23 protein-coding genes and 1 other RNA gene are annotated in these 22,882 nt (G+C 63.2%); 20 read left to right on the top strand and 4 right to left on the bottom strand.

Going from position 1 to position 22,882, the window contains the following annotated elements; translation table 11 throughout:
- Positions 1 to 6 precede the first annotated feature (6 nt).
- The 6 genes from rpsI (at position 7) to ACF8C6_RS18785 (ending at position 4,370) form a co-directional block, all read left to right on the top strand.
- Entirely contained in the window at positions 7 to 399 is a 393-nt protein-coding gene (gene rpsI, locus ACF8C6_RS18810; protein WP_277689184.1) for a 30S ribosomal protein S9, read from the top strand.
- A 251-nt stretch (positions 400 to 650) separates the two neighbouring features.
- Positions 651 to 1,244, top strand: coding sequence for a ubiquinol-cytochrome c reductase iron-sulfur subunit (petA, locus tag ACF8C6_RS18805; protein WP_277689185.1), 594 nt, complete (start codon positions 651 to 653; stop codon positions 1,242 to 1,244).
- A complete protein-coding gene (locus tag ACF8C6_RS18800) occupies positions 1,244 to 2,455 on the top strand; it encodes a cytochrome bc complex cytochrome b subunit (RefSeq protein ID WP_392500749.1) in 1,212 nt (403 codons plus the stop codon). The genes petA and ACF8C6_RS18800 overlap by 1 nt, the downstream gene beginning before the upstream one ends.
- Complete coding sequence (locus ACF8C6_RS18795; RefSeq protein WP_392500734.1) at positions 2,455 to 3,234, top strand: cytochrome c1; 780 nt, start codon at positions 2,455 to 2,457, stop codon at positions 3,232 to 3,234. The genes ACF8C6_RS18800 and ACF8C6_RS18795 overlap by 1 nt, the downstream gene beginning before the upstream one ends.
- Positions 3,235 to 3,321: 87 nt before the next feature.
- Positions 3,322 to 3,939: a glutathione S-transferase N-terminal domain-containing protein gene (locus ACF8C6_RS18790; protein WP_392500733.1), complete on the top strand. Its 618-nt coding sequence runs from the start codon at positions 3,322 to 3,324 to the stop codon at positions 3,937 to 3,939.
- 17 nt (positions 3,940 to 3,956) lie between these two features.
- Positions 3,957 to 4,370 (top strand): ClpXP protease specificity-enhancing factor, encoded by a 414-nt coding sequence (locus ACF8C6_RS18785; RefSeq protein WP_392500731.1) that lies wholly within the window; start codon positions 3,957 to 3,959, stop codon positions 4,368 to 4,370.
- A gap of 45 nt (positions 4,371 to 4,415) precedes the next feature.
- Here ACF8C6_RS18785 and ACF8C6_RS18780 read toward each other — a convergent pair whose 3' ends face one another.
- The 4 genes from ACF8C6_RS18780 to ACF8C6_RS18765 form a co-directional block, all read right to left on the bottom strand.
- Positions 4,416 to 4,949, bottom strand: coding sequence for a BON domain-containing protein (locus tag ACF8C6_RS18780; protein ID WP_392500729.1), 534 nt, complete (start codon positions 4,947 to 4,949; stop codon positions 4,416 to 4,418).
- Positions 4,946 to 5,539, bottom strand: a complete 594-nt coding sequence (locus ACF8C6_RS18775) for a phosphoheptose isomerase (protein WP_277689190.1) — start codon at positions 5,537 to 5,539, stop codon at positions 4,946 to 4,948. Before ACF8C6_RS18775 ends, ACF8C6_RS18780 begins: the two co-directional genes overlap by 4 nt.
- 122 nt (positions 5,540 to 5,661) lie before the next feature.
- Entirely contained in the window at positions 5,662 to 6,015 is a 354-nt protein-coding gene (locus ACF8C6_RS18770; protein WP_392500747.1) for a YraN family protein, read from the bottom strand.
- Positions 6,011 to 7,822 (bottom strand): penicillin-binding protein activator, encoded by a 1,812-nt coding sequence (locus ACF8C6_RS18765; RefSeq protein ID WP_392500727.1) that lies wholly within the window; start codon positions 7,820 to 7,822, stop codon positions 6,011 to 6,013. The genes ACF8C6_RS18770 and ACF8C6_RS18765 overlap by 5 nt, the downstream gene beginning before the upstream one ends.
- Before the next feature lie 124 nt (positions 7,823 to 7,946).
- On the opposite strand from ACF8C6_RS18765, the gene rsmI reads away from it, so the two are divergent.
- From rsmI to ACF8C6_RS18695, 14 genes are all read left to right on the top strand, one after another.
- Positions 7,947 to 8,816 carry a 16S rRNA (cytidine(1402)-2'-O)-methyltransferase gene (gene rsmI / locus ACF8C6_RS18760; protein ID WP_392500726.1) on the top strand — a complete coding sequence of 290 codons (870 nt, stop codon included), beginning with the start codon at positions 7,947 to 7,949 and terminating at the stop codon, positions 8,814 to 8,816.
- Between the two features lie 40 nt (positions 8,817 to 8,856).
- Positions 8,857 to 9,204: RNase P RNA component class A (rnpB, locus tag ACF8C6_RS18755), an RNA gene on the top strand.
- Positions 9,205 to 9,501: 297 nt separating this feature from the next.
- The gene (mraZ, locus tag ACF8C6_RS18750) at positions 9,502 to 9,957 is read left to right on the top strand and encodes a division/cell wall cluster transcriptional repressor MraZ (RefSeq protein WP_043309109.1); all 456 of its coding nucleotides are present in this window, start codon (positions 9,502 to 9,504) and stop codon (positions 9,955 to 9,957) included.
- A gap of 2 nt (positions 9,958 to 9,959) precedes the next feature.
- Positions 9,960 to 10,901 (top strand): 16S rRNA (cytosine(1402)-N(4))-methyltransferase RsmH, encoded by a 942-nt coding sequence (rsmH, locus tag ACF8C6_RS18745; protein ID WP_392500724.1) that lies wholly within the window; start codon positions 9,960 to 9,962, stop codon positions 10,899 to 10,901.
- Positions 10,898 to 11,191 carry a cell division protein FtsL gene (gene ftsL / locus ACF8C6_RS18740; protein WP_392500723.1) on the top strand — a complete coding sequence of 98 codons (294 nt, stop codon included), beginning with the start codon at positions 10,898 to 10,900 and terminating at the stop codon, positions 11,189 to 11,191. Before rsmH ends, ftsL begins: the two co-directional genes overlap by 4 nt.
- Positions 11,188 to 12,939, top strand: a complete 1,752-nt coding sequence (locus ACF8C6_RS18735; protein WP_392500721.1) for a peptidoglycan D,D-transpeptidase FtsI family protein — start codon at positions 11,188 to 11,190, stop codon at positions 12,937 to 12,939. Before ftsL ends, ACF8C6_RS18735 begins: the two co-directional genes overlap by 4 nt.
- Complete coding sequence (murE, locus tag ACF8C6_RS18730) at positions 12,939 to 14,402, top strand: UDP-N-acetylmuramoyl-L-alanyl-D-glutamate--2,6-diaminopimelate ligase (protein ID WP_392500720.1); 1,464 nt, start codon at positions 12,939 to 12,941, stop codon at positions 14,400 to 14,402. The genes ACF8C6_RS18735 and murE overlap by 1 nt, the downstream gene beginning before the upstream one ends.
- Positions 14,395 to 15,768, top strand: a complete 1,374-nt coding sequence (murF, locus tag ACF8C6_RS18725) for a UDP-N-acetylmuramoyl-tripeptide--D-alanyl-D-alanine ligase (protein WP_392500718.1) — start codon at positions 14,395 to 14,397, stop codon at positions 15,766 to 15,768. Before murE ends, murF begins: the two co-directional genes overlap by 8 nt.
- Positions 15,769 to 15,770: 2 nt before the next feature.
- Positions 15,771 to 16,853 (top strand): phospho-N-acetylmuramoyl-pentapeptide-transferase, encoded by a 1,083-nt coding sequence (gene mraY / locus ACF8C6_RS18720; protein WP_277689198.1) that lies wholly within the window; start codon positions 15,771 to 15,773, stop codon positions 16,851 to 16,853.
- Between the two features lie 5 nt (positions 16,854 to 16,858).
- Positions 16,859 to 18,205, top strand: a complete 1,347-nt coding sequence (gene murD, locus ACF8C6_RS18715; protein ID WP_392500716.1) for a UDP-N-acetylmuramoyl-L-alanine--D-glutamate ligase — start codon at positions 16,859 to 16,861, stop codon at positions 18,203 to 18,205.
- Positions 18,202 to 19,425, top strand: a complete 1,224-nt coding sequence (gene ftsW, locus ACF8C6_RS18710) for a putative lipid II flippase FtsW (RefSeq protein WP_392500715.1) — start codon at positions 18,202 to 18,204, stop codon at positions 19,423 to 19,425. Before murD ends, ftsW begins: the two co-directional genes overlap by 4 nt.
- Positions 19,415 to 20,485 (top strand): undecaprenyldiphospho-muramoylpentapeptide beta-N-acetylglucosaminyltransferase, encoded by a 1,071-nt coding sequence (murG, locus tag ACF8C6_RS18705; protein WP_392500713.1) that lies wholly within the window; start codon positions 19,415 to 19,417, stop codon positions 20,483 to 20,485. The genes ftsW and murG overlap by 11 nt, the downstream gene beginning before the upstream one ends.
- 34 nt (positions 20,486 to 20,519) lie before the next feature.
- The gene (gene murC, locus ACF8C6_RS18700; RefSeq protein ID WP_392500745.1) at positions 20,520 to 21,926 is read left to right on the top strand and encodes a UDP-N-acetylmuramate--L-alanine ligase; all 1,407 of its coding nucleotides are present in this window, start codon (positions 20,520 to 20,522) and stop codon (positions 21,924 to 21,926) included.
- The gene (locus ACF8C6_RS18695) at positions 21,923 to 22,864 is read left to right on the top strand and encodes a D-alanine--D-alanine ligase (protein WP_392500712.1); all 942 of its coding nucleotides are present in this window, start codon (positions 21,923 to 21,925) and stop codon (positions 22,862 to 22,864) included. Before murC ends, ACF8C6_RS18695 begins: the two co-directional genes overlap by 4 nt.
- Positions 22,865 to 22,882 lie beyond the last annotated feature (18 nt).

Raw genomic sequence — 22,882 nt, 5'->3', positions numbered from 1 at the left:
TTCATTATGTCGGCGACTCAAAACTACGGCACTGGCCGTCGCAAGACTGCAACCGCGCGCGTATTCCTGCGCCCGGGTACTGGCAAGATCTCCATCAACAACCGCGCTCTGGATAACTTCTTCGGTCGCGAAACTGCTCGTATGGTCGTGCGTCAGCCGCTGGAGCTGACCGAGACCACCGAGAAGTTCGACGTCTACGTTACCGTTCTTGGCGGTGGTGTTAGCGGTCAGGCCGGTGCTATCCGTCATGGTATTACTCGCGCCCTGATCGAGTACGACGAAAGCCTGCGCAGCCCGCTGCGTAAAGCTGGCTACGTCACTCGTGATGCTCGTGAAGTTGAGCGTAAGAAAGTGGGTCTGCGCAAGGCGCGTAAGCGTCCTCAGTACTCCAAGCGTTAATTCGCTACTGCGTTCAAAAACGCCCAGTTCCTTGCGGAGCTGGGCGTTTTTTATTGTTCTTTAATATCTCTGCGACAACCTGTCGCATTGGTAGAAAGCCCGATTTGCAAGGCTTGCGAGCATTTTGTATCCGGTAATTACCTTGTCAGAAAAGGGGCTTTTCTTTACCATTCTGCAAATTTTGTGCGGCCCGATTTATTACTTAGTAGAGGCCTGAACAACAGGCCATGAAGCTGATGGGAGACGACTGAATGAGCAATGACGGCGTGAATGCAGGCCGGCGTCGCTTCCTGGTAGCGGCCACTTCGGTGGTTGGTGCTGCCGGAGCGGTGGGTGCTGCGACTCCGTTCGTGGGGTCATGGTTCCCCAGTGCCAAGGCCAAAGCGGCCGGTGCACCGGTGAAAGTGAATATCGCCAAGGTCGAGCCTGGCCAGCAGATGGTTGCCGAATGGCGCGGTCAGCCGGTGTTCATCGTGCGCCGCACTGAGGAGATCCTGGCCAACCTGACCAAGATCGAAGGCAGTGTCGCTGACCCCGAATCCGCTGCCTCGGTACAGCCGGAGTACGTCGACAAGAAGACGCGCGCGATCAAGCCGGAAATCCTGGTGCTGGTCGGCCTGTGCACCCACCTGGGCTGCGCACCATCGTTCCGCCCGGAAGTGGCTCCGGCCGACCTCGGTCCGGACTGGGTCGGCGGTTACTTCTGCCCCTGCCACGGCTCCCGCTACGATCTTGCAGGGCGTGTCTACAAGGCCCAGCCCGCGCCGCTGAACCTGCCGGTTCCGCCGCATTCCTATGAATCCGATGATGTCATCATCGTCGGTGTGGACCAGGAGAAAGCATGATGGAAAAATTCATGGCCTGGATTGATGCGCGCTTCCCCGCCACCAAGATGTGGGAAGACCATCTGAGCAAGTACTACGCACCGAAGAACTTCAACTTCTTCTATTTCTTTGGCTCGCTGGCCCTGCTGGTGCTGGTCAACCAGATCCTTACCGGTATCTGGCTGACCATGAGCTTCACCCCGTCCGCCGAGGAAGCTTTCGCTTCCGTCGAGTACATCATGCGCGACGTGGAGTACGGCTGGATCATCCGCTACCTGCACTCCACGGGTGCCTCCGCGTTCTTCGTGGTGGTCTACCTGCACATGTTCCGCGGTCTGCTCTACGGCTCCTACCAGAAGCCGCGCGAGCTGGTGTGGATCTTCGGCATGCTGATCTACCTGTGCCTGATGGCCGAGGCCTTCATGGGCTACCTGCTGCCGTGGGGTCAGATGTCCTACTGGGGCGCCCAGGTGATCATCTCGCTGTTCGGTGCCATTCCGGTGATCGGCGATGACCTGACCCAGTGGATCCGTGGTGACTATCTGATTTCGGGTATCACCCTGAACCGCTTCTTTGCCCTGCACGTGATCGCCCTGCCGATCGTCCTGCTTGGTCTGGTTGTGCTGCACATCCTGGCGCTGCACGAAGTCGGCTCGAACAACCCGGACGGCGTCGACATCAAGAAGAAGAAGGACGAGAACGGCGTACCGCTGGATGGCATCGCCTTCCACCCGTACTACACCGTGAAGGACATCGTGGGTGTCGTGGTCTTCCTGTTCGTCTTCTGCGCCGTGGTGTTCTTCTTCCCGGAGATGGGCGGTTACTTCCTCGAGAAGCCCAACTTCGAGCAGGCCAACCCGTTCAAGACGCCTGAGCACATCGCTCCGGTGTGGTACTTCACGCCCTTCTACGCCATCCTGCGCGCCGTGCCGGACAAGCTGCTGGGTGTGATCGCCATGGGCGCAGCCATCGCCATCCTGTTCGTGCTGCCCTGGCTCGACCGCAGTCCGGTCAAGTCCATGCGCTACAAGGGCTGGATGAGCAAGATCTGGCTGGTGGTGTTCTGCATCTCCTTCGTGATCCTTGGCGTGCTCGGCGTGCTGGCTCCGACTCCGGGTCGTACCCTGCTGTCGCAGATTTGCACCGCGCTGTACTTCGCCTACTTCATCCTGATGCCGTTCTACACCCGGATGGAGAAGACTAAACCGGTTCCGGAAAGGGTGACTGGCTGATGAAAAAGCACTTTGCCGCACTGATTCTCGCTGTACTGCCGGGTCTGGCTTTTGCCGCCGGCAGCGGTTATCCCCTGGACAAGGTGGATATCGATTTCACTGACAAGGCCGCCATGCAGGACGGCGCGCGCACCTTCGCCAACTACTGCATGGGTTGCCACAGCGCCAAGTTCCAGCGTTATGAGCGTGTTGCCGATGACATCGGCATTCCACACGAGCTGATGATGGAGAACCTGGTATTCACCGGCGCCAAGATTGGCGATCACATGAAGATCGGCATGAAGCCGGAAGATGCCAAGGCCTGGTTCGGTGCTGCGCCGCCCGATCTGACGCTGGTCGCCCGCGTACGTGGTACCGACTGGCTGTACACCTACCTGCGTACCTTCTACGAAGATCCGACCCGTCCGCTGGGCGCCAACAACAAGGTCTTCCCGAACGTCGGTATGCCTAACGTCCTGGCTAGCCTGCAGGGGCGCCAGGTCATCGGCTGCAAGCAGGTACAGGTGGTCGAGGACGGCAAGAAACAGTACGACCCGCTGACTGGCGCGCCGATCACCCATGAGGCCTGCGATCAGCTGACCATCGTGCCGAAGACCGGCAGCCTGACCGAAGAAGAGTTCGACGAGAAGATCCATAACCTGGTGACCTTCTTGGCTTACTCCGCTAACCCGGTCAAGCTGGAAAGTCAGCGTATTGGTACCTATGTACTGTTGTACCTGGCTTTCTTCTTCGTGTTTGCCTACCTGCTGAAGCGCGAATACTGGAAGGACGTTCACTGATACATAGCGTCACTGCTGCAAGCGCACGCGCCCTTATGGGCGCGTGCGTTTTTCTGTTCCTGCAATTCTGAAAGTGAGGAGGGCGCCATGGCCGCGACCAACAAGCTGGCCTGCTATTCCGACCCTGCTGATCATTACTCCCATCGTGTGCGTCTGGTTCTTGCTGAGAAGGGTGTACAGGTGGACATCATCGATGTCCAGGCTGGGCACTGCCCGGCAAAGCTGGCTGAAGTGAACCCCTATGCGAGTCTGCCGACACTGATTGATCGCGATTTGGTCCTGTATGAGTCCACGGTGGTGATGGAGTACCTCGACGAGCGCTACCCTCATCCACCGTTGCTGCCGGTCTATCCTGTGGCCAGGGCCAATAGTCGCCTGCTGATGCATCGGATACAGCGTGACTGGTGTCAGCTGGTTGATCGTATTCTTGAACCGCGCGGTAAGGAGGCTGACAAGGCACTGGCGCGCAAGGAGCTGCGTGAGAGCCTGACCGGCGTATCGCCGCTGTTTGCTGACAAGTCGTTCTTTCTCAGTGATGAACTGAGTCTGGTCGATTGCTGTTTGCTGCCGATTCTATGGCGCCTGCCGCAGTTGGGAATCGAGTTGCCACGCCCGGCCAAACCATTGCTGGACTACATGGAGCGGATGTTCACGCGCGAGGCCTTTCAGGCCAGTCTTTCCAGTGTCGAACGCAACATGCGTTGAGCCAGGAGGTATCTGCCATGAATTCCAGTCGACCCTATCTGGTGCGAGCACTTTATGAGTGGATCGTCGATAACGGCTGCACGCCCCACCTCTTGGTCAATGCCGAATACCCGAGCGTTCGGGTGCCACCGGGTTATGCCAATGATGGCCAGATCGTGCTCAATGTGTCCCCCAGTGCAGTGCGCAGCCTGCATATGGACAATGAGGCGGTGAGTTTTGAGGGGCGCTTCGGGGGTGTCGCTCACCAACTGTACATCCCGACGGGTGCGATGCTTGCCATCTATGCCCGCGAAAACGGTCAGGGCATGGTCTTCGAGCTGGAGCCGCCAGTGGATGATGCTGAGGGCGAAGATGGCCCGGATGACGATGGGCCTGGTGGTGATGAGCCCCCGCGTCCCAGTGGGCGACCCAGTTTGAAGGTGGTGAAGTGATAAAAAAGGCGATCCTCGGATCGCCTTTTTTGTATCTGGTCTGTGTCAGTCGGTGTACTGGAACAATTTGACGATTTTTTGTACGCCCGAGGTGTTCTGCACCACGCGGCTGGCGCTATTGCCTTCGGCGCGGGTAACCAGTCCCATCAGGTAGACGATGCCGTTTTCGGTAACCACTTTGACCCTGGTGCTGGCTACTTCGCTGTCGAACAGCATTTGGGTCTTGATCTTGGTGGTCAGGGCTGCGTCGTTGCTGCGGGCGGCCAGGGAGCTGGGCTTGAGTACCTGCAGCTCATTGTGCACCTTGGTGACGCCCTGCACGCTGCGGGCGACCTCGCCAGCCTTGTCCTTGAGGTCACTGCGTGGGGTTTGTCCAGCCAGCAGGATGACACCGTTATAGGCGGTGACCACGATGTGTGAGGTGGGTGACGCGAGGTCTGCGTGGCTTTTCTCAACCTTGTTAGCGACTGCGGGCTCCAGGAACTGGTCGTCGATCTTGTTGCCGATGCTGCGATTGCTGCAGCCGCCTAGCACAACGCTTAGGGCGATCGTGGCAAGGATCAGGCGCTTGCGGATCATTCTTCACTCCCGAACAGTTGGCGGTCGATCAGGTCGCACAGGCAGTGGATGGCCAGCAAATGTACTTCCTGAATGCGTGCGGTGACCTTGGATGGCACGCGAATTTCGACGTCTTCCGGCAGCAGCAGCGAAGCCATGCCGCCGCCGTCACGACCGGTAAGGGCGACGACCACCATCTCACGGTCGTGGGCAGCCTGGATGGCCTGGATCACGTTGGCCGAGTTGCCGCTGGTGGAAATCGCCAGTAGTACGTCGCCGGGGCGGCCCAGGGCGCGAATCTGCTTGGAGAAGACTTCGTTGTAGCTGTAATCGTTGGCGATCGAGGTGATGGTTGAGCTGTCGGTTGTCAGCGCGATAGCCGGCAGGCTGGGACGCTCGCGCTCGAAGCGGTTGAGCAGCTCCGAGGAGAAGTGCTGTGAGTCACCGGCCGAACCACCGTTGCCGCAGGCTAGGATCTTGCCCTCGTTGAGCAGCGAATGAACCATGACCTGGCTGGCATGCTCGATGAACGGCACCAGCACTTCCATGGCTTGCTGCTTGGTGTCGATGCTGGCCTGGAACATCTGGCGAATACGGGATTGCATATCCATGGAGTTTGACCTTAGGTGTGCTGGCTGAGACAGCCTGGTAAAAGCGAAGTTGCCTGCGCGGGGATTTGCGTTTTACCCGAGGGTGTTTGGCGCGTCGACTAGAAATCCTTGATCGGGGCCATTCAGCTTTCGAACGCATTGCGCAGCCAGTTGGGTTCCTGACCGGGGGCGAGTGCCACCACGTCGAAACGGCATGGACTTCTCCCCCAGCGGCTCTCGCGTTGCAGGAACAGTTCTGCGGCGAGGATCAGGCGCTGGCGCTTGCGTGCGTCGACGCTTTCCAGTGCGCCGCCCCATGCGGCGTGTCGGCGGTAGCGAACTTCGACGAATACTACTGTATCGCCGTCCAGCATGACCAGATCGAGCTCGCCGCCGCGGCAGCGCCAGTTGCGAGCCAGCAGACGCAGGCCGCTGCGCTGTAGCAGCGTTTCGGCCTGGTCTTCGGCTGCGCGGCCGCTGTCCTGCCGGCTGTTAATAAGTGCTGTCCGGCAGGCGCTGAACCTGACCGCCTCGGAATTCAGCCCAGGGCAGTTGACGCTCGATGCGTTGTGCCTGGTTAAGGCTGAGGTTGCCGGAAAGTCCTTCCACGCGACTATCGGGCAGGGCCTTGAGCTGGCTCAGGCGTGGCGCCAGGCGGAAAGCATCGGCGCCCATGGCGTAGAGGCGGCCGAGGCTGCTGGCGGCCTGCGGCCATTGCTGATCGACCTGCTGGCGCAGGTTGTCGTTGGCATCCAGCAGCCAGGGGGTTTCACAGAAGCGGATGCCTTCAAGGTCCTGGAACTGGGTCGGATTGTGGCCGCCGGTGTAGAGGTGCGAAGTGGCATAGACCGGCAGATCCCCCGCGTACTGGAAGGCCAGGGTCGGCTTGATCTGTTGGGCCTGCTGCGGGGTTGCGGCGAGGAAGATGAAGTCGATGTCCTGGCGGCGCGATGGCAGCGAGGCCAGTTGCGTGCCCAGGGTGTTCTGCAGGCGCTTGGCGCGTGCTTCGCTCTGGCGCAGCTGTAGCAGGTCGGCGATCTGTTGAGCCAGTTCCACGGGCTGGTCGACGTGTTCGGCGGCGATCAGCGAGCCGCCGGCTTCCTGCCAGCTCTGCTGGAAGGCGGCGAGCACGCGGTTGCCCCAGTCGCCACGTGGTACCAGGGCTACGGCGCTGCGCATGCCATCTGCCCACGCGCGGCGTGCTACTTCGCGGGCCTCGTCCTCTGCGGCCAATCCGAACTGGAACAGTTGCGCTGGGGCCTCACGGCCTGCGTCGCTGTAGTTCAGGGCGAGGGTGGTCAGCGGCAGTTGCGGGCGCTCGCTGAGTTGCTTGACCAGCGGTTTCTCCAGCGGGCCGACCACCAGCTGCACGCCGTCAGCCTGGGCCTGACGATAGAAATCGTCCAGCGAGCTCATGCGCGAGCTGTCGTACAGCAGCACTTCCGGCGGGTTCTGCCCGGCCTGCTGGGCCTGATAGTGGGCTGCGAGGAAGCCATCGCGCAGCGCGCGGGACACGGACGCCAGTTGGCCCTCCTGGGGCAGCAGCAGGGCGATTTTCTGCAGTGGCTGGCCGGCCAGCTCTTTGAGCTTGGTCAGTGGTTCCGGTAATTGCTGGGCGGCGGGGTGCTGTGGGTGCTGGTTCTTCCACGTGTCGATAGCGGCCAGTTGCTGATCGGGGGTGCCGGCGCTCTTGGTGGCCAGAGCCAGGCCAAGCCAGCCGTCGAGATCGCTGTCGCCGGAGCCGTTCAATTGGCTCTTGGGCAGGCTGGCGACCAATGCCCAGATGGCTTCGTGGTTGGCTTTGGCGGCTTCGCCGCTGAGCAGGGGCGCGATGAAGACGCGTTCGCGTGCCGCGGCCAGGGTCTGGCCGTCGGCTTCAAGTGCGCGGGCGCTGACCAGCTGGGTGCGGATCTGCTGTTCCACCGGCAGCTCGCCGAGGTACTGCAGGCTTGGATGTTGCAGTGCCTTGAGCGCGCTCTTGGGCTTGTTGCGCGTCATGTCCAGCTCGGCGCGCAGCGTGCTGGCATAGATCTGCTGGGCCGGTTTCAGCCCATCCAGCGGCACTGTATCCAGAATGCGAATGGAGCGGGCTACATCCTGCTGGCGATAGGCCAGGTCGGCAGCGGATAGACGCAGTAGCGCAGCTTCTTCGGGTTCGCTGCTGGAGGCCTGTTGCAGTAACTGCTCGATGCTGGCCTGGGGCGTGCGTGGCAGTTCGCCCAGACTGGACGAAGGCGAGCTGGCACAGGCGGCCAGCAGGCCGGCGAAACAGAGGGCAGAGAGCGGACGCAAGCAAGCGATCATCGATACGTTCCCGGTACTGATCAGTAAAGAAGGTGCAATTGTACCTGCGCCCCGCGATGGGTGCGATGTCGGGGGTGGGAAACGGGCTACAATGCGCGCTTTGCGTAACTGTCGAGGTGTTTTCTTGAGCCTTCCCGCTGCTCCAGCCGCTACCGGCACACTGTATGTGGTCGCCACACCGATCGGTAACCTCGATGACATTAGTGCGCGGGCCTTGCGTGTGCTGGCCGATGTGGCGCTGATTGCTGCCGAGGACACGCGACACTCGCTGCGCTTGCTGCAGCATTTTGGTATCTCGACGGCCCTGGCAGCCTGTCACGAACATAACGAGCGTGATCAGGGCGGACGTTTTCTGGCGCGGCTGCAGGCGGGTGAGGATGTGGCGCTGATCTCCGATGCCGGCACCCCGCTGATTTCCGATCCTGGCTTCCATCTCGTGCGGGCCGCACGGGCAGCAGGCATTCGCGTTGTACCGGTGCCGGGTGCCTGTGCACTGGTTGCTGCGCTCTCGGCTGCCGGTTTGCCTTCGGATCGCTTTGCTTTCGAGGGTTTTCTGCCGGCCAAGACGGTGGGGCGGCGGGCGAGGCTGGAGTTGGCCCGAGAAGATGCTCGCACGCTTATTTACTACGAGGCGCCGCATCGCCTGCTGGAGTCCCTTGCCGACATGCGTGATGTTTTCGGTCCCGAGCGCCTGGCCGTGCTGGGGCGTGAACTGACCAAGACTTTCGAGACGCTCAAGGGCTTGCCGTTGGGTGAGCTGTATGAGTGGGTGGCAGCCGATAGCAATCAGCAGCGTGGTGAATGTGTGATTCTGGTTGCGGGTTGGCAGGCGCCGGAAGGCGAAGATGCGGTAAGCGGTGAAGCGCTGCGCGTGCTTGACCTGCTCTTGGCCGAGTTACCGCTCAAGCGCGCTGCGGCACTGGCTGCGGAGATCACCGGGGTGCGCAAGAATCTGCTCTATCAGGCGGCGCTTGATCGGCAAAAGGGTGCTTGAGCTTGTCCTGAGGGGGCTGTCTCGTTACCCTTGGCGACGGAGAGTCGATCGGACAGTCGCTGCCTTCGTAAGAAGGGGGAGGAAAGTCCGGGCTCCATAGGGCGGAGTGCCAGGTAACGCCTGGGAGGCGCAAGCCTACGGAAAGTGCCACAGAAAATAACCGCCTAAGCGTTTCGGCGCCGGTAAGGGTGAAAAGGTGCGGTAAGAGCGCACCGCACGGCTGGTAACAGTCCGTGGCTAGGTAAACCCCACTCGGAGCAAGACCAAATAGGGTTCCATTGGCGTGGCCCGCGCTGGAACCGGGTAGGTTGCTAGAGGCGTACAGCGATGTGCGTCGTAGAGGAATGACTGTCCTCGACAGAACCCGGCTTACAGATCGACTCTCCTCTTTTCTCTTCTATCTGCTCCCCTCCGCAATACCGAAAAAATCTTAATCTTGAGAAATTACTTTAAGTTCGAAGTTCAGCTTCATGAGCTCGCTGAAATTCGCCTTTCGAAAAACTTCGATTTCCTTCTTATAACCCCCCTTTTAAATCGCTAAACCACCGTCCTGTAAGGATTTTTCCCTTCTGGCGCGCCTTGACGCTAAGGCGGCTGCATTCCTATAGTGTGTCGAAGTGGCACAAAGTGGAAAAAAGTGGGTCATAAGGGCATGGAAAGCTAATCGGAGTGGGGAAGCGCAGACGTGTTTCGTGGAGCTAACGCCATCAGTCTCGACGCCAAAGGGCGACTCGCGATGCCAAGTCGGTATCGTGATGAGCTCGTTTCGCGTTGCTCTGGGCAGCTCATCGTCACCATCGATGCCGTGGATCCCTGTCTGTGCGTGTACCCCCTGCCGGAGTGGGAGCTGATCGAAGCCAAGCTCCGCGACCTGCCTTCCCTGCGTGAAGAAACCCGCCGCCTGCAGCGCCTGTTGATTGGTAACGCCGTGGATATCGAACTCGATGGCAGTGGTCGTTTCCTTGTGCCTCCGCGTCTGCGTGCGCACGCTGGTCTGGACAAGCACGCGATGCTGGTCGGTCAGCTGAACAAATTCCAACTGTGGAACGAAGATGCCTGGAACGCGCTTGCCGATGCCGACCTGGCTGCCATCAAACAACCCGGTGCTCTGCCGGACGACCTCCGTGACCTGATCCTGTGACCATGACCAGCAGCTTCCGCCATATCACCGTGCTGCTCGACGAGGCTGTCGAGGCTCTCGCCGTGCGCGAGAACGGCTGCTACTTCGATGGCACTTTTGGCAGAGGGGGGCATAGCAGGTTGATTCTGCAGGGGCTCGGGGGCAGCGGTCGGTTGCTCGGGTTCGACAAGGATCCACTGGCAATCGCAAGCGGAAATGCATTGGCGGCCGAAGACGGCCGCTTCGTCGTTGTACAGCGTAGCTTTGCCGATATGGGCGATGAGGCTCTGGCTCGCGGGTTGCAGGGCAAAGTAGACGGCATTCTCCTGGATCTTGGCGTGTCCTCGCCGCAGCTGGATGACGCCGAACGTGGCTTCAGCTTTCTAAATGATGGCCCGCTGGACATGCGCATGAATCCGGATGCCGGCATCAGTGCCGCCGAGTTCATTGCTACGGCCAGTGCCGACGAGATTGCCCATGTGTTCAAGGAATATGGCGAGGAGCGTTTCGCCAAGCGCATGGCGCGCGCCGTGGTCGATCGCCGCGAGCAGAAGCCGTTCGAGCGCACTGGCGACCTGGCTGCCGTGCTGACCGAGGCGAATCCGGCCTGGGAGAAGGGCAAGAATCCAGCGACCCGCGCCTTCCAGGGTTTGCGTATTCATGTCAATAACGAGCTGGGTGACCTCGAGCGCGGCCTTGAGGCAGCCTTGGAAGCCCTGGCCGTGGGCGGTCGTCTGGTGGTGATCAGCTTCCATTCCCTGGAAGACCGCATCGTCAAACAGTTCATGAAACGGCAGGCCAAAGGTGAGGCGGACAACCTGCCGCGTGACTTGCCGATCATTCCCAAGGCTTTCGAGCCGCGCCTGAAGTTGATCGGCAAGCCGATCTATGCCGGCGAAGCCGAGCTCAAGGCCAATCCGCGCTCGCGCAGCGCGGTGATGCGTGTGGCGGAGAAGCTGCGATGAGCCGCATCTACGCCAAACCCATGCCGCCTGGCAGCCTGCTGCTGGTGATGCTGTTCGGTGCCGTGCTGCTGTCGGCCATTGCCGTCTCTTACTGTGCGCACTGGAATCGTCAGCTGCTCAATGCGCTGTATGCCGAGCTGAGCGTGCGCGACAAGGCGCAGGCCGAGTGGGGGCGTCTGGTGCTGGAGCAGAGCACCTGGACTGCCCATAACCGTATCGAGGCTTTGGCGTCCGAGCAGTTGCGCATGCGTATCCCCGAGCCGGCCGAAGTGCAGATGGTGGCGCCATGATCGGTCTCGAAGGCGCTCTCTACCCCTGGCGGTTCCGCCTGGTACTGGCCCTGTTGGCGCTGATGGTGGGCGCCATCGCCTGGCGTATCGTCGATCTGCATGTGATCGACCATGACTTCCTGCAGGCGCATGGCGATGCGCGCAGCGTGCGGCATATCCCGATTCCGGCGCACCGTGGCTTGATTACTGATCGCAATGGCGAGCCACTGGCAGTCAGCACTCCGGTCACCACCTTGTGGGCCAATGGCAAGGAACTATTCAAGGCGCAGGATCGCTGGGCCGATCTGGCGGCAGCGCTGGGGCAGGAGCCCAAGTCCTTCGCCAAGCGCCTGACCCAGGCGCAGGCCCGTGAGTTCATTTATCTGGTGCGTGGCCTGACTCCGGAGCAGGGGCAGAGCGTGCTCGATCTCAAGGTGCCGGGCGTGTACGGATTGGAGGAGTTCCGTCGCTTCTATCCCGCGGGAGAGGTCACTGCGCATGTCGTTGGCTTCACCGACGTCGATGATCGCGGGCGGGAAGGTGTCGAACTGGCCTTCGAGGAGTGGCTGGCCGGTGTGCCTGGGAAACGTCAGGTGCTCAAGGATCGCCGTGGCCGCTTGATCAAGGATGTACAGGTTACCCAGAACGCCAAGCCCGGTAAGACCCTGGCGCTCTCTATCGATCTGCGTCTGCAGTACCTGGCCCACCGCGAGCTGCGCAATGCGCTGATTGAGCAGGGCGCCAAGGCTGGCAGTCTGGTGATGATCGACGTGAAGACCGGCGAAATTCTCGCCATGGTCAACCAGCCGTCCTACAACCCGAACAACCGTCGCACCCTGCAGCCGGCGGCGATGCGCAACCGCGCCATGATCGATGTGTTCGAGCCAGGCTCTACCGTCAAGCCGCTGTCCATGGCTGCGGCCCTGGGGACCGGGCGCTGGAAGCCGGAAGACAAGGTCGAGGTTTATCCGGGCTCGCTGCAGATCGGCCGCTACACCATCAGGGACGTGTCCAGAACCCAGGGGCCGGTCCTGGATCTGACCGGCATTCTGATCAACTCGTCCAACGTCGGCATGAGCAAGATCGCCTTCGACATCGGTGGCGAGAGCATTCACGACATGATGAGTAAGCTGGGCTTCGGCCGTGATACCGGCCTGGGTTTCCCCGGCGAGCGGGTTGGCGAGCTACCCAGTTACCGCGAATGGCGCAAGGCCGAGACTGCGACTCTCTCCTACGGCTACGGTGTCTCGGTGACGGCCATTCAGATGGCTCATGCCTATGCCACCCTGGCTAACAACGGTAAGGCGCTGCCGCTGTCGATGACGCGTGTGGATCGTCAACCGGTCGGTGCCCAGGTGGTGTCGGAGCAGGTGGCCAAGACCCTGCAAGGTATGTTGCAGCAGGTGATCGAGGCGCCGCGTGGTGTCTACCGCGCCCAGGTGCCCGGCTATCACGTCTCTGGCAAGAGTGGCACCGCGCGCAAGGCCAGTGTCGGTACCAAGGGCTACACCGCCAACGCCTATCGCTCGATGTTCGCTGGTTTCGCGCCGAGCTCCAATCCGCGCATCGCCATGTTCGTCGTGGTCGATGAACCGAGCAAGGATGGCTACTTCGGTGGCCTGGTCTCCGCTCCGGTCTTCAGCAAAGTGATGGCTGGCTCTCTGCGCCTGATGAACATTACCCCCGACAACCTGCCGCCGCCGGTCGATCCGGCTGCTGCTCAGCCGCAAACTGTTAATGCGGCCACGACTCCGGGAGGGCGAATCTGATGCCCATGCCCCTTAGCCAACTCCTGGTACAGGCCAGCAGTGCCGTACTGATCCGCGAATTGACGCTGGACAGCCGCAAGGTGCGTCCGGGCGACCTGTTCCTCGCCGTACCCGGCCTGGCCCAGGACGGTCGCGCGCATATCGCCGATGCCATCGCGCGTGGTGCATCCGCCGTAGCCTACGAAGCCGAGGGCGCCGCAGTGGTCAGCGCCAAAGGCGCCGAATTGGTGCCGATCAAAGGTCTGGCCGGTCAGCTGTCGGCCATTGCCGGGCGTTTCTATGGCGAACCCAGCCGCGCCCTGCGACTGGTCGGTGTGACCGGCACCAACGGCAAGACCAGCGTCAGCCAGTTGGTGGCGCAGGCCCTCGATCTGTTGGGTGAGCGCTGCGGCATTGTCGGAACCCTGGGTACCGGCTTCTACGAGGCCTTGCAAAGTGGCCGGCACACCACGCCAGACCCTATCGCCGTGCAGGCGACCCTGGCGGAGCTCAAGCATGCCGGTGCCCGCGCCGTAGCCATGGAAGTTTCCTCCCATGGTCTGGATCAGGGGCGTGTGGCGGCGCTGGACTTCGATGTGGCGGTGTTCACCAATCTGTCTCGTGATCACCTGGATTACCACGGTTCCATGGAGGCCTACGGCGCGGCCAAGGCCAAACTGTTCAGCTGGCCAGAGCTGAAGTGCCGGGTGATCAACCTGGACGATGAGTTTGGGCGCCAGCTGGCAACGCAGTCGCGCGAGTCGCGCCTGATCGGTTACAGCCTGGAAGATGCCTCCGCCTATTTGTTCTGTCGTGAGGCCAGTTTTGGCGACCACGGCGTGCAGGCCCGGCTGGTCACCCCGCAGGGTGAAGGCTTGCTGCGCAGCCCGCTGCTGGGTCGCTTCAACCTGAGCAATTTGCTGGCCGTGGTCGGTGCATTGCTGGGCTTGGGTTATCCGCTGGATGAAATTCTTTCGGTGATGCCGCGTTTGCAAGGGCCGGTGGGCCGCATGCAGCGCTTCGGTGGCGAGGGCCTGCCGCTGGTGGTGGTCGACTACGCCCACACGCCGGATGCGCTAGAGAAGGTGCTCGAGGCGCTGCGGCCGCATGTGTCCGGTCGCTTGCTGTGCCTGTTCGGCTGTGGTGGCGATCGCGACCGTGGCAAGCGTCCCCTGATGGCAGCCGTGGCCGAGCGTCTGGCTGACGCCGTGCTGGTCACTGACGACAATCCGCGTAGCGAAGATCCTGCGCAGATCGTTGCCGACATTCGCGCTGGCTTCGCCACGCCCGAAACCGTCGAGTTCGTGCATGGCCGCGCCGATGCCATTGCTCGGCTGATCGGCAAGGCTCAGGTCGGTGATGTGGTGGTGCTGGCTGGCAAGGGGCATGAGGATTACCAGGAGATCGCTGGCGTTCGCCATCCGTTCTCTGATCTGCAAGAGACCGCCAAGGCCCTGCAGGCCTGGGAGGGCGCCCATGCTTAAGCCGCTGCTGTTGAGCGAAACCTGCGCCGCTGTGCATGGTCGCCTGGTCGGTGCCGACGTGGCGTTTTCTGCGGTGTCCACCGACAGCCGCAAGATCGAGGCCGGCCAGCTGTTCATCGCCCTGGTCGGTCCGAACTTCGACGGCCACAACTACCTGGCCGAAGTCGCCGCCAAGGGCGCCGTCGCCGCCTTGGTCCAGCGCGAGGTGCCGGGTGCACCGCTGCCGCAGCTGCTGGTCGCCGACACCCGTATCGCGCTCGGCCAGCTCGGCGCACTCAATCGCAAGGCCTTCAACAAGCCGCTGGCTGCCGTCACCGGCTCCAGCGGCAAGACCACGGTCAAGGAGATGCTCGCCAGCATCCTGCGCGCCGGCCTGGGCGGTCCGGTGCTGGCTACCCGTGGCAACCTGAACAATGACCTCGGCGCGCCGCTGACCCTGCTGGAACTGGCGCCCGAGCATGTTGGCGCGGTCATCGAGCTGGGTGCCAACCATGTCGGCGAGATCGCCTACACCGTGGGCCTGACCCGTCCGGACGTGGCCATCATCACCAATGCCGGGCTGGCGCATGTCGGCGAGTTCGGCGGGCCGGAGAAGATCATCCTGGCCAAGGGCGAGATCCTCGAAGGCTTGGGCGGGCAGGGTATTGCCGTGCTCAATCGCGACGACAAGGCCTTCGCCACCTGGCAGGCGCGCAACGGCGGTCGCCGGGTACTGAGCTTCGCCCTGCACGATCAGTCGGCCGATGTGCATGCCGAGGAACTCTGGCGCGATGCGCGTGGTTGCGTTGGCTTCGCTCTGGCCGGCGTTACTGGCCAGGCGCGTATCCAGCTCAACCTGCTCGGTGAGCACAGCGTGGCCAATGCCCTGGCTGCGGCGGCTGCCGCGCATGCCCTTGGCGTGCCGCTGGTCGGGATCAAGGCTGGCCTGGAAGCTTTGCAGCCAGTCAAGGGCCGCGCCGTGGCTGACCTGGCGCCGAACGGTGTACGGGTAATCGATGACAGTTACAACGCCAACCCGCTTTCCATGTGCGCGGCAGTCGATATACTCGCCGCCTTCTCCGGTCGCACCGTCCTGGTGCTGGGAGATATGGGCGAGTTGGGCGAGTGGGCCGAGCAGGGCCATCGCGATGTCGGCGCACACGCCGCCGGCAAGGTCGATGCCCTGTATGCCGTAGGGCCGCTGATGGCACATGCCGTGGCGGCTTTCGGCGAAAATGGCCGTCATTTTGCCGATCAAGCCAGCCTGATCGAAGCGCTTCGCGGCGAGTCGGGTGAAACCACCATTCTAATTAAAGGCTCGCGCAGCGCAGCGATGGAGAACATCGCCGACGCCCTGCTGCAACGGGCATCCGGGGAGGCTCACTAATCATGCTGCTGCTGCTGGCGGAGTACCTGCAACAGTTTCACACCGGCTTCGGGGTCTTCCAGTACCTGACCCTGCGCGGCATTCTCGGCGTGCTCACGGCCCTGGCCCTGTCGCTGTGGCTCGGCCCGTGGATGATCCGCACCCTGCAAATTCGCCAGATCGGCCAGGCCGTGCGCAATGACGGTCCGCAGTCGCACCTGTCGAAGAAGGGCACGCCGACCATGGGTGGCGCGTTGATCCTCACCGCCATCGCCGTCAGTACGCTGCTCTGGGCCGATCTGAGCAATCGCTACGTTTGGACAGTGCTGGCCGTGACCCTGCTGTTCGGCGCCATCGGCTGGGTCGACGACTACCGCAAGGTGATCGAGAAGAATTCGCGCGGCCTGCCGAGCCGCTGGAAGTATTTCTGGCAGTCGGTGTTCGGCCTGGCCGCCGCCGTCTTCCTTTATATGACCGCGCAGAGTCCGGTGGAAACCACCCTGATCGTGCCGCTGCTCAAGGATGTGGCGCTGCCGCTGGGCGTGGGCTTCGTGGTGCTGACCTACTTCGTCATCGTCGGCACCAGCAACGCGGTGAACCTGACTGACGGCCTCGACGGCCTGGCCATCCTGCCCACCGTGATGGTGGCCGGCGCGCTGGCGATCTTCTGCTACCTGTCGGGCAACATCAATTTCGCTCAGTACCTGCTGATTCCCTACGTGCCGGGTGCCGGAGAGCTGATCGTATTCTGCGCCGCGCTGGTCGGTGCCGGTCTCGGCTTCCTCTGGTTCAACACCTACCCGGCGCAAGTGTTCATGGGCGACGTCGGTGCGCTGGCGCTCGGCGCCGCGCTGGGCACCATCGCCGTGATCGTCCGTCAGGAAATCGTGCTGTTCATCATGGGCGGCGTGTTCGTCATGGAAACCCTGTCGGTAATGATCCAGGTCGCCAGCTTCAAGCTGACCGGCAAGCGCGTGTTCCGCATGGCGCCGATCCACCACCACTTCGAACTCAAGGGCTGGCCGGAGCCGCGCGTGATCGTGCGCTTCTGGATCATCACCGTAATTCTCGTCCTGGTTGGCCTGGCCACCCTGAAGCTGAGGTAATAAGAGTGTCGCTGATCGCTTCCGACCAGTTCCGCATCGTTGTCGGCCTCGGCAAGAGCGGCATGTCCCTGGTGCGCTTCCTGGCGCAGCAGGGCGTGCGCTTCGCCGTGGCCGATACGCGCGCGAACCCGCCGGAGCTGGCGACCCTGCAGCGTGATTATCCCGAGGTGGAAGTGCGCTGCGGCGAGCTTGATGCCGACTTCCTCTGCCGCGCCTCGGAACTCTACGTCAGCCCTGGCCTGGCCCTGGCCACCCCGGCGCTGCGTGAAGCAGCCGCGCGTGGCGTGAAGATGTCCGGCGACATCGATCTGTTCACCCGTCACGCCAAGGCGCCGATCGTCGCCATCACCGGCTCCAATGCCAAGAGCACCGTGACCACGCTGGTCGGCGAGATGGCGGCAGCCGCCGGCAGGAAGGTCGCGGTCGGCGGCAATATCGGCACCCCGGCGCTGGACCTGCTCAGCGACGAAGTCGAGCTGTACGTGCTGGAGCTGTCCAGCTTCCAGCTGGAGACCACCGAGCGCTTGGGCGCCGAGGTCGCTACCTGCCTGAACATCAGCGAAGACCATATGGATCGCTATGACGGCATGGCCCAGTACCACCTGGCCAAGCACCGCATCTTCCGCGGTGCCCGCCAGGTGGTGGTGAATCGCGACGACGCCCTGTCGCGTCCGCTGATCGCCGACCAGGTGCCGTGCTGGACCTTCGGACTGGGCAAGCCGGACTTCAAACGTTTCGGTCTGATCGAAGAGCACGGTGAGAAGCAGCTAGCCTTCCAGTTCGAGGCGCTGATGCCGACCGCCGAGCTGAAGATCCGCGGCGCGCACAACCAATCCAACGCCCTGGCGGCTCTGGCCCTGGGCCACGCTGTCGGCCTGCCGTTCGCGGCCATGCTCGACACCCTGCGCAACTTCGCCGGCCTGCCGCACCGTTGCCAGTGGGTACGCGAGCTGCGCGGTGTGAGTTACTACGATGACTCCAAGGCCACCAACGTCGGTGCCGCCCTGGCTGCGATCGAAGGCCTGGGCGCCGATATCGCCGGCAAGCTGGTGCTGATCGCTGGTGGCGACGGCAAGGGCGCCGACTTCTCCGCCCTCAAAGCGCCGGTCGGTAAATTCTGCCGCGCCGTGGTGCTGCTGGGGCGCGATGCCGAGCTGCTTGCCGAGGCCCTGGGTGATGCCACGCCGTTGGTACGGGTCAACACACTGGATGAGGCCGTTCAGCGCTGCGCCGAGCTGGCCGAGTCCGGCGATGCCGTGTTGCTGTCGCCGGCCTGCGCCAGCCTGGACATGTTCAAGAACTTCGAAGAACGCGGGCGCCTGTTCGCCCAGGCGGCGGAGGCCCTGCAATGAGCCTGGTCGCCCGTCTGCTCGCCGCCCCGTCGCCTCTGCGCACCTTGCGCGGCATTGACCTCGACTTCCCGCTGCTGGCCGGTTGCCTGGCCCTGCTCGGCCTGGGCCTGGTGATGATCACCTCGGCCAGTTCGGAAGTGGCCGCGATGCTCTCGGGCAACCCGCTGTACCACATGATCCGCCATCTGATTTACCTGGCCATCGGCATCAGCGCGGCGGTCGTGACGCTGATGATTCCCATGGCCTTCTGGCAGCGCTATGGCGCCAGCCTGCTGTTGATCGCCTTCGCCCTGTTGATCATGGTGCTGATCCCGGGGATCGGTCGTGAGGTCAACGGCGCCAAGCGCTGGATCGGCTTCGGCATGTTCAACGTACAGCCCTCCGAGCTTGCCAAGCTGTTCACCGTGCTGTTCATCGCCGGCTACCTGGTGCGTCGCCAGGAAGAGGTGCGCGAAAAGCTCTCCGGCTTCCTCAAGCCAATGCTGGTGCTCGGTCCGATGGCCGCCCTGCTGCTGGCCGAGCCGGACTTCGGCGCCACCGTGGTGCTGGTCGGCTCGTGCATCGCCATGCTGTTCCTCGGCGGCATCAACCTGCTGCGCTTCATTCCGCTGGTCGGTGTGGTGCTGGCCGCCGGCGTGCTGGTGATGACCAGCCAGGCCTATCGCCTGGAGCGCCTGACCAACTTCGTCGATCCCTGGGCCGACCAGTACGGCGCCGGTTACCAGCTGAGCCAAGCGCTGATCGCCTTCGGCCGTGGCGAGTGGTTCGGCGTGGGGCTGGGCAACAGCATCCAGAAGCAGTTCTACCTGCCCGAAGCGCATACCGACTTCGTCTTCGCCGTGCTGGCCGAGGAGCTGGGCATGATCGGGGCGCTGGTCACCGTCGGCCTGTTCGTGTTCGTCGCCGTGCGCGCGCTGTACATCGGCCTGTGGGCGGAGAAGGCCAAGCAGTTCTTCTCGGCCTATGTGGCCTACGGCATCGCCATGCAGTGGATCGGCCAGGTGCTGATCAATATCGGCGTGAACGTCGGCCTGCTGCCGACCAAAGGGCTGACCCTGCCGTTCCTGAGCTATGGCGGCAGCTCGCTGATCATCTGCTGCGTGTCCCTGGCCATGCTCCTGCGCATCGAGTGGGAGCGCCGTACCTCGCTGGGTAGCGAGGAAATCGAATTCAGCGAGTCGGACTTCTTCGACACCGAGGAGGTCAAGCATGCGCGGTAACGTTCTGATCATGGCTGGCGGCACTGGCGGCCACGTGTTCCCGGCGCTGGCTTGTGCCCGCGAGTTCAAGGCCCGTGGCTATGCCGTGCACTGGCTGGGCACGCCGCGCGGTATCGAGAACGAATTGGTGCCGGCAGCGGATCTGCCGTTGCACCGGATTCAGGTGGCTGGCCTGCGTGGCAAGAGCAAGCTGGCCCTGCTCAAGGCACCGTTCCAACTGGTGCGCGCGCTGTGGCAGGCACGCAAGGTCATGCGCGAGCTACAGCCGGTATGCGTGCTGGGCATGGGCGGTTTCGTCACCGGGCCGGGCGGCCTGGCGGCACGCCTGAATGGTGCGCCATTGGTGATCCATGAGCAGAACGCCGTGGCCGGCACCGCCAACCGCAGCCTGGTGCCGTTCGCCGCCCGTGTCTGTGAGGCCTTCCCGAACACCTTCAGTCGACGCGCCAAGCTGCGCACCACCGGCAACCCGGTGCGCGAGGAGCTGTTCCTGGAGACCCCGCGCGACGCCCTGGCCGGGCGCAAGCCGCGCCTGCTGGTGCTGGGCGGCAGCCTGGGCGCCGAACCGCTGAACAAACTGATCCCGGCGGCCCTGGCCAAGCTGCCGGTCGAGCTGCGCCCTCAGGTATTCCACCAGGCGGGCAAGCAACATGATGCGATCACGGCGGAGCGTTATCGCGAAGTGGCGGTCGAAGCCGAGGTCGCACCCTTCATCAAGGATATGGCCCGTGCTTACGCCTGGGCTGATCTGGTGATCTGCCGCGCCGGCGCGCTGACCGTCAGCGAGCTGGCCGCCGCCGGCCTGCCGTCATTCCTCGTGCCGCTGCCGCACGCGATCGACGATCACCAGAGCCGCAATGCCGACTATCTGGCGAAGGAGGGCGCCGCCATCCTTCTGCCGCAACATGCCACTGACGCGGACAAACTCGCCGCGCAGTTGACCGAGGTTCTGATGCACCCAGAAAAACTCCAAGCCATGGGCCGCACCGCGCGCAGCCTGGCCAAGCCCGATGCCACCCGCACGGTGGTGGAAATCTGCCTGGAGGTGGCCCGTGGCTAAGTCTCCCGCTGCTGCCCGCTCCGAAATCCGCCGCATGCGCCGGATTCGCCGCATCCACTTCGTCGGCATCGGCGGCGCCGGCATGTGCGGCATCGCCGAGGTGCTGCTCAACCTCGGCTACGAAGTTTCCGGCTCCGACCTCAAGGCCTCGGCCGTGACCGAGCGCCTGGAAAAGTTCGGCGCGCAGATCTTCATCGGCCACCGCGCGGAGAACGCCGAGCAGGCCGATGTGCTGGTGGTGTCCAGCGCCATCAATACCTCTAACCCGGAAGTGGCCACTGCCCTGGAACGCCGCATTCCGGTAGTGCCGCGCGCCGAGATGCTGGCCGAGTTGATGCGCTACCGCCACGGCATCGCCGTTGCCGGAACCCATGGCAAGACCACCACCACCAGCCTGCTGGCCTCGGTATTCGCCGCTGGCGGCCTGGACCCGACCTTCGTCATCGGTGGCCGTCTTAACGCCGCCGGCACCAACGCCCAGCTGGGTGGCAGCCGTTTCCTGATCGCCGAGGCGGACGAGAGCGACGCCAGCTTCCTGCACCTGCAGCCGATGGTTTCGGTGGTCACCAACATCGACGCCGACCACATGAGCACCTATGGCGGCGACTTCAACGTCCTGAAGAAGACCTTCATCGAATTCCTGCACAACCTGCCGTTCTACGGCCTGGCCGTGCTCTGCGTGGACGATCCGGTGGTGCGCGAGTTGCTGCCGCAGGTGGCACGCCCGACCGTGACCTACGGCTTTGCCGAAGATGCCGACGTGCGCGCCATCAATGTGCGCCAGCAGGGCATGCAGACCTTCTTCACCGTGCTGCGCCCGGGCCGCGAGCCGCTGGACGTGTCGGTGAACATGCCGGGCAACCACAACGTATTGAACGCGCTGGCCACCATCGCCATCGCCAGCGACGAAGGCATCGAAGATGCCGCCATCGTCCAGGGCCTGTCGGGCTTTCAGGGTGTCGGCCGGCGCTTCCAGGTCTACGGCGAGCTGCCAGTCGACGGCGGTAGCGTGATGCTGGTCGATGACTACGGTCACCACCCGCGCGAAGTGGCGGCGGTGATCAAGGCCGTGCGCGGCGGCTGGCCGGAGCGCCGTCTGGTGATCCTGTACCAGCCGCACCGTTTCAGCCGTACCCGCGACCTGTACGACGACTTCGTCCAGGTGTTGGGCGACGCCAACGTGTTGCTGCTGATGGAGGTCTACCCGGCCGGCGAAGAGCCGATCCCCGGCGCCGACAGCCGCCAGCTGGCCCACAGCATCCGCCAGCGCGGCCAGCTCGACCCGATCTACGTCGAGCGTGGCGCCGATCTGGCACCGATCATCAAGCCGCTGTTGCGTGCCGGCGACATTCTGCTGTGCCAGGGCGCCGGCGATATCGGCGGCGTGGCCCCGCAACTGCTCAAGCACCCGCTATTTGCTGTTCAAGGTGAGTCGAAATGAGTCTGCAATCCACCCTCGACCCCAAGGCCTTCGGTCGTGTCGCCGTGCTGTTCGGCGGCAAGAGTGCCGAGCGTGCCGTGTCGCTGAAGTCCGGCGCCGCCGTGCTGGAAGCCTTGCAGGCGGCCGGTGTGGACGCCTTCGGCATCGACGTGGGTGACGACTTCCTGCAGCGCCTGAGCGCCGAGAAGATCGACCGCGCCTTCATCGTGCTGCACGGTCGTGGCGGTGAGGATGGCTCCATGCAGGGCTTGCTCGAGTGCGCCGGCATTCCCTACACCGGCAGCGGCATCCTCGCTTCGGCACTGGCCATGGACAAGCTGCGCACCAAGCGCGTGTGGCTGAGCCTGGGTTTGCCGACGCCTGCCCATGCCACCCTGGCCTGCGAAGAGGACTGCCGCGCTGCGGCCACTGAGCTCGGCTTCCCGCTGTTCGTCAAGCCGGCTCACGAAGGTTCCAGCATCGGCATGGCCAAGGTGGCCGATGTGGAGGCACTGATTGCTGCCTGGAAAGACGCCAGTCAGTTCGACTCGCAGGTACTGGTCGAGCAGATGATCGACGGCCCCGAGTACACCGTCGCCATGCTGCGCGGCGAAGTGCTGCCGCCCATCGGCCTGGGCACACCGCACACCTTCTACGACTACGACGCCAAGTATCTGGCCAGCGATACCCAGTACCGCGTGCCGTGCGGCCTGTCGACCGAGAAGGAAGCTGAACTGAAGGAATTGACTGCGCGCGCCTGCGAGGCCGTCGGCACCCAGGGTTGGGCCCGGGCCGATGTGATGCAGGATGCCGACGGCAAGTTCTGGCTGCTGGAAGTGAACACCGTGCCGGGCATGACCGATCACAGTCTGGTGCCGATGGCTGCGCGCGCTGCCGGCCTGGACTTCCAGCAACTGGTGTTGGCGATCCTGGCCGATAGCGTGGAGGCGAGGGGTTAAGCATGGTTGCCACTGTTC

This window comes from Pseudomonas sp. zbq_18 (genome assembly GCF_043102245.1).
In the GTDB taxonomy this organism is placed as follows: Bacteria; Pseudomonadota; Gammaproteobacteria; order Pseudomonadales; family Pseudomonadaceae; genus Aquipseudomonas.
The sequence above is the reverse complement of the archived record's forward strand: the minus strand, read 5'-3'. Positions and strand labels throughout refer to the sequence as shown.

Excerpts from the sequence above, each read along its gene's own strand:
- ACF8C6_RS18790 (WP_392500733.1), top strand. The coding sequence starts at position 3,322 with ATGGCCGCGACCAACAAGCTGGCCTGCTATTCCGACCCTGCTGATCAT.
- ftsW (WP_392500715.1), top strand. The coding sequence starts at position 18,202 with ATGAGCCTGGTCGCCCGTCTGCTCGCCGCCCCGTCGCCTCTGCGCACC.
- ACF8C6_RS18765 (WP_392500727.1), bottom strand. The coding sequence starts at position 7,822 with ATGATCGCTTGCTTGCGTCCGCTCTCTGCCCTCTGTTTCGCCGGCCTG.
- ACF8C6_RS18780 (WP_392500729.1), bottom strand. The coding sequence starts at position 4,949 with ATGATCCGCAAGCGCCTGATCCTTGCCACGATCGCCCTAAGCGTTGTG.
- rpsI (WP_277689184.1), top strand. The coding sequence starts at position 7 with ATGTCGGCGACTCAAAACTACGGCACTGGCCGTCGCAAGACTGCAACC.
- petA (WP_277689185.1), top strand. The coding sequence starts at position 651 with ATGAGCAATGACGGCGTGAATGCAGGCCGGCGTCGCTTCCTGGTAGCG.
- murF (WP_392500718.1), top strand. The coding sequence starts at position 14,395 with ATGCTTAAGCCGCTGCTGTTGAGCGAAACCTGCGCCGCTGTGCATGGT.
- ACF8C6_RS18775 (WP_277689190.1), bottom strand. The coding sequence starts at position 5,539 with ATGGATATGCAATCCCGTATTCGCCAGATGTTCCAGGCCAGCATCGAC.
- ACF8C6_RS18795 (WP_392500734.1), top strand. The coding sequence starts at position 2,455 with ATGAAAAAGCACTTTGCCGCACTGATTCTCGCTGTACTGCCGGGTCTG.
- ACF8C6_RS18785 (WP_392500731.1), top strand. The coding sequence starts at position 3,957 with ATGAATTCCAGTCGACCCTATCTGGTGCGAGCACTTTATGAGTGGATC.
- ftsL (WP_392500723.1), top strand. The coding sequence starts at position 10,898 with ATGAGCCGCATCTACGCCAAACCCATGCCGCCTGGCAGCCTGCTGCTG.
- murC (WP_392500745.1), top strand. The coding sequence starts at position 20,520 with ATGCGCCGGATTCGCCGCATCCACTTCGTCGGCATCGGCGGCGCCGGC.
- mraY (WP_277689198.1), top strand. The coding sequence starts at position 15,771 with ATGCTGCTGCTGCTGGCGGAGTACCTGCAACAGTTTCACACCGGCTTC.
- ACF8C6_RS18695 (WP_392500712.1), top strand. The coding sequence starts at position 21,923 with ATGAGTCTGCAATCCACCCTCGACCCCAAGGCCTTCGGTCGTGTCGCC.
- ACF8C6_RS18735 (WP_392500721.1), top strand. The coding sequence starts at position 11,188 with ATGATCGGTCTCGAAGGCGCTCTCTACCCCTGGCGGTTCCGCCTGGTA.
- ACF8C6_RS18800 (WP_392500749.1), top strand. The coding sequence starts at position 1,244 with ATGGAAAAATTCATGGCCTGGATTGATGCGCGCTTCCCCGCCACCAAG.
- murE (WP_392500720.1), top strand. The coding sequence starts at position 12,939 with ATGCCCATGCCCCTTAGCCAACTCCTGGTACAGGCCAGCAGTGCCGTA.
- rsmH (WP_392500724.1), top strand. The coding sequence starts at position 9,960 with ATGACCAGCAGCTTCCGCCATATCACCGTGCTGCTCGACGAGGCTGTC.
- murG (WP_392500713.1), top strand. The coding sequence starts at position 19,415 with ATGCGCGGTAACGTTCTGATCATGGCTGGCGGCACTGGCGGCCACGTG.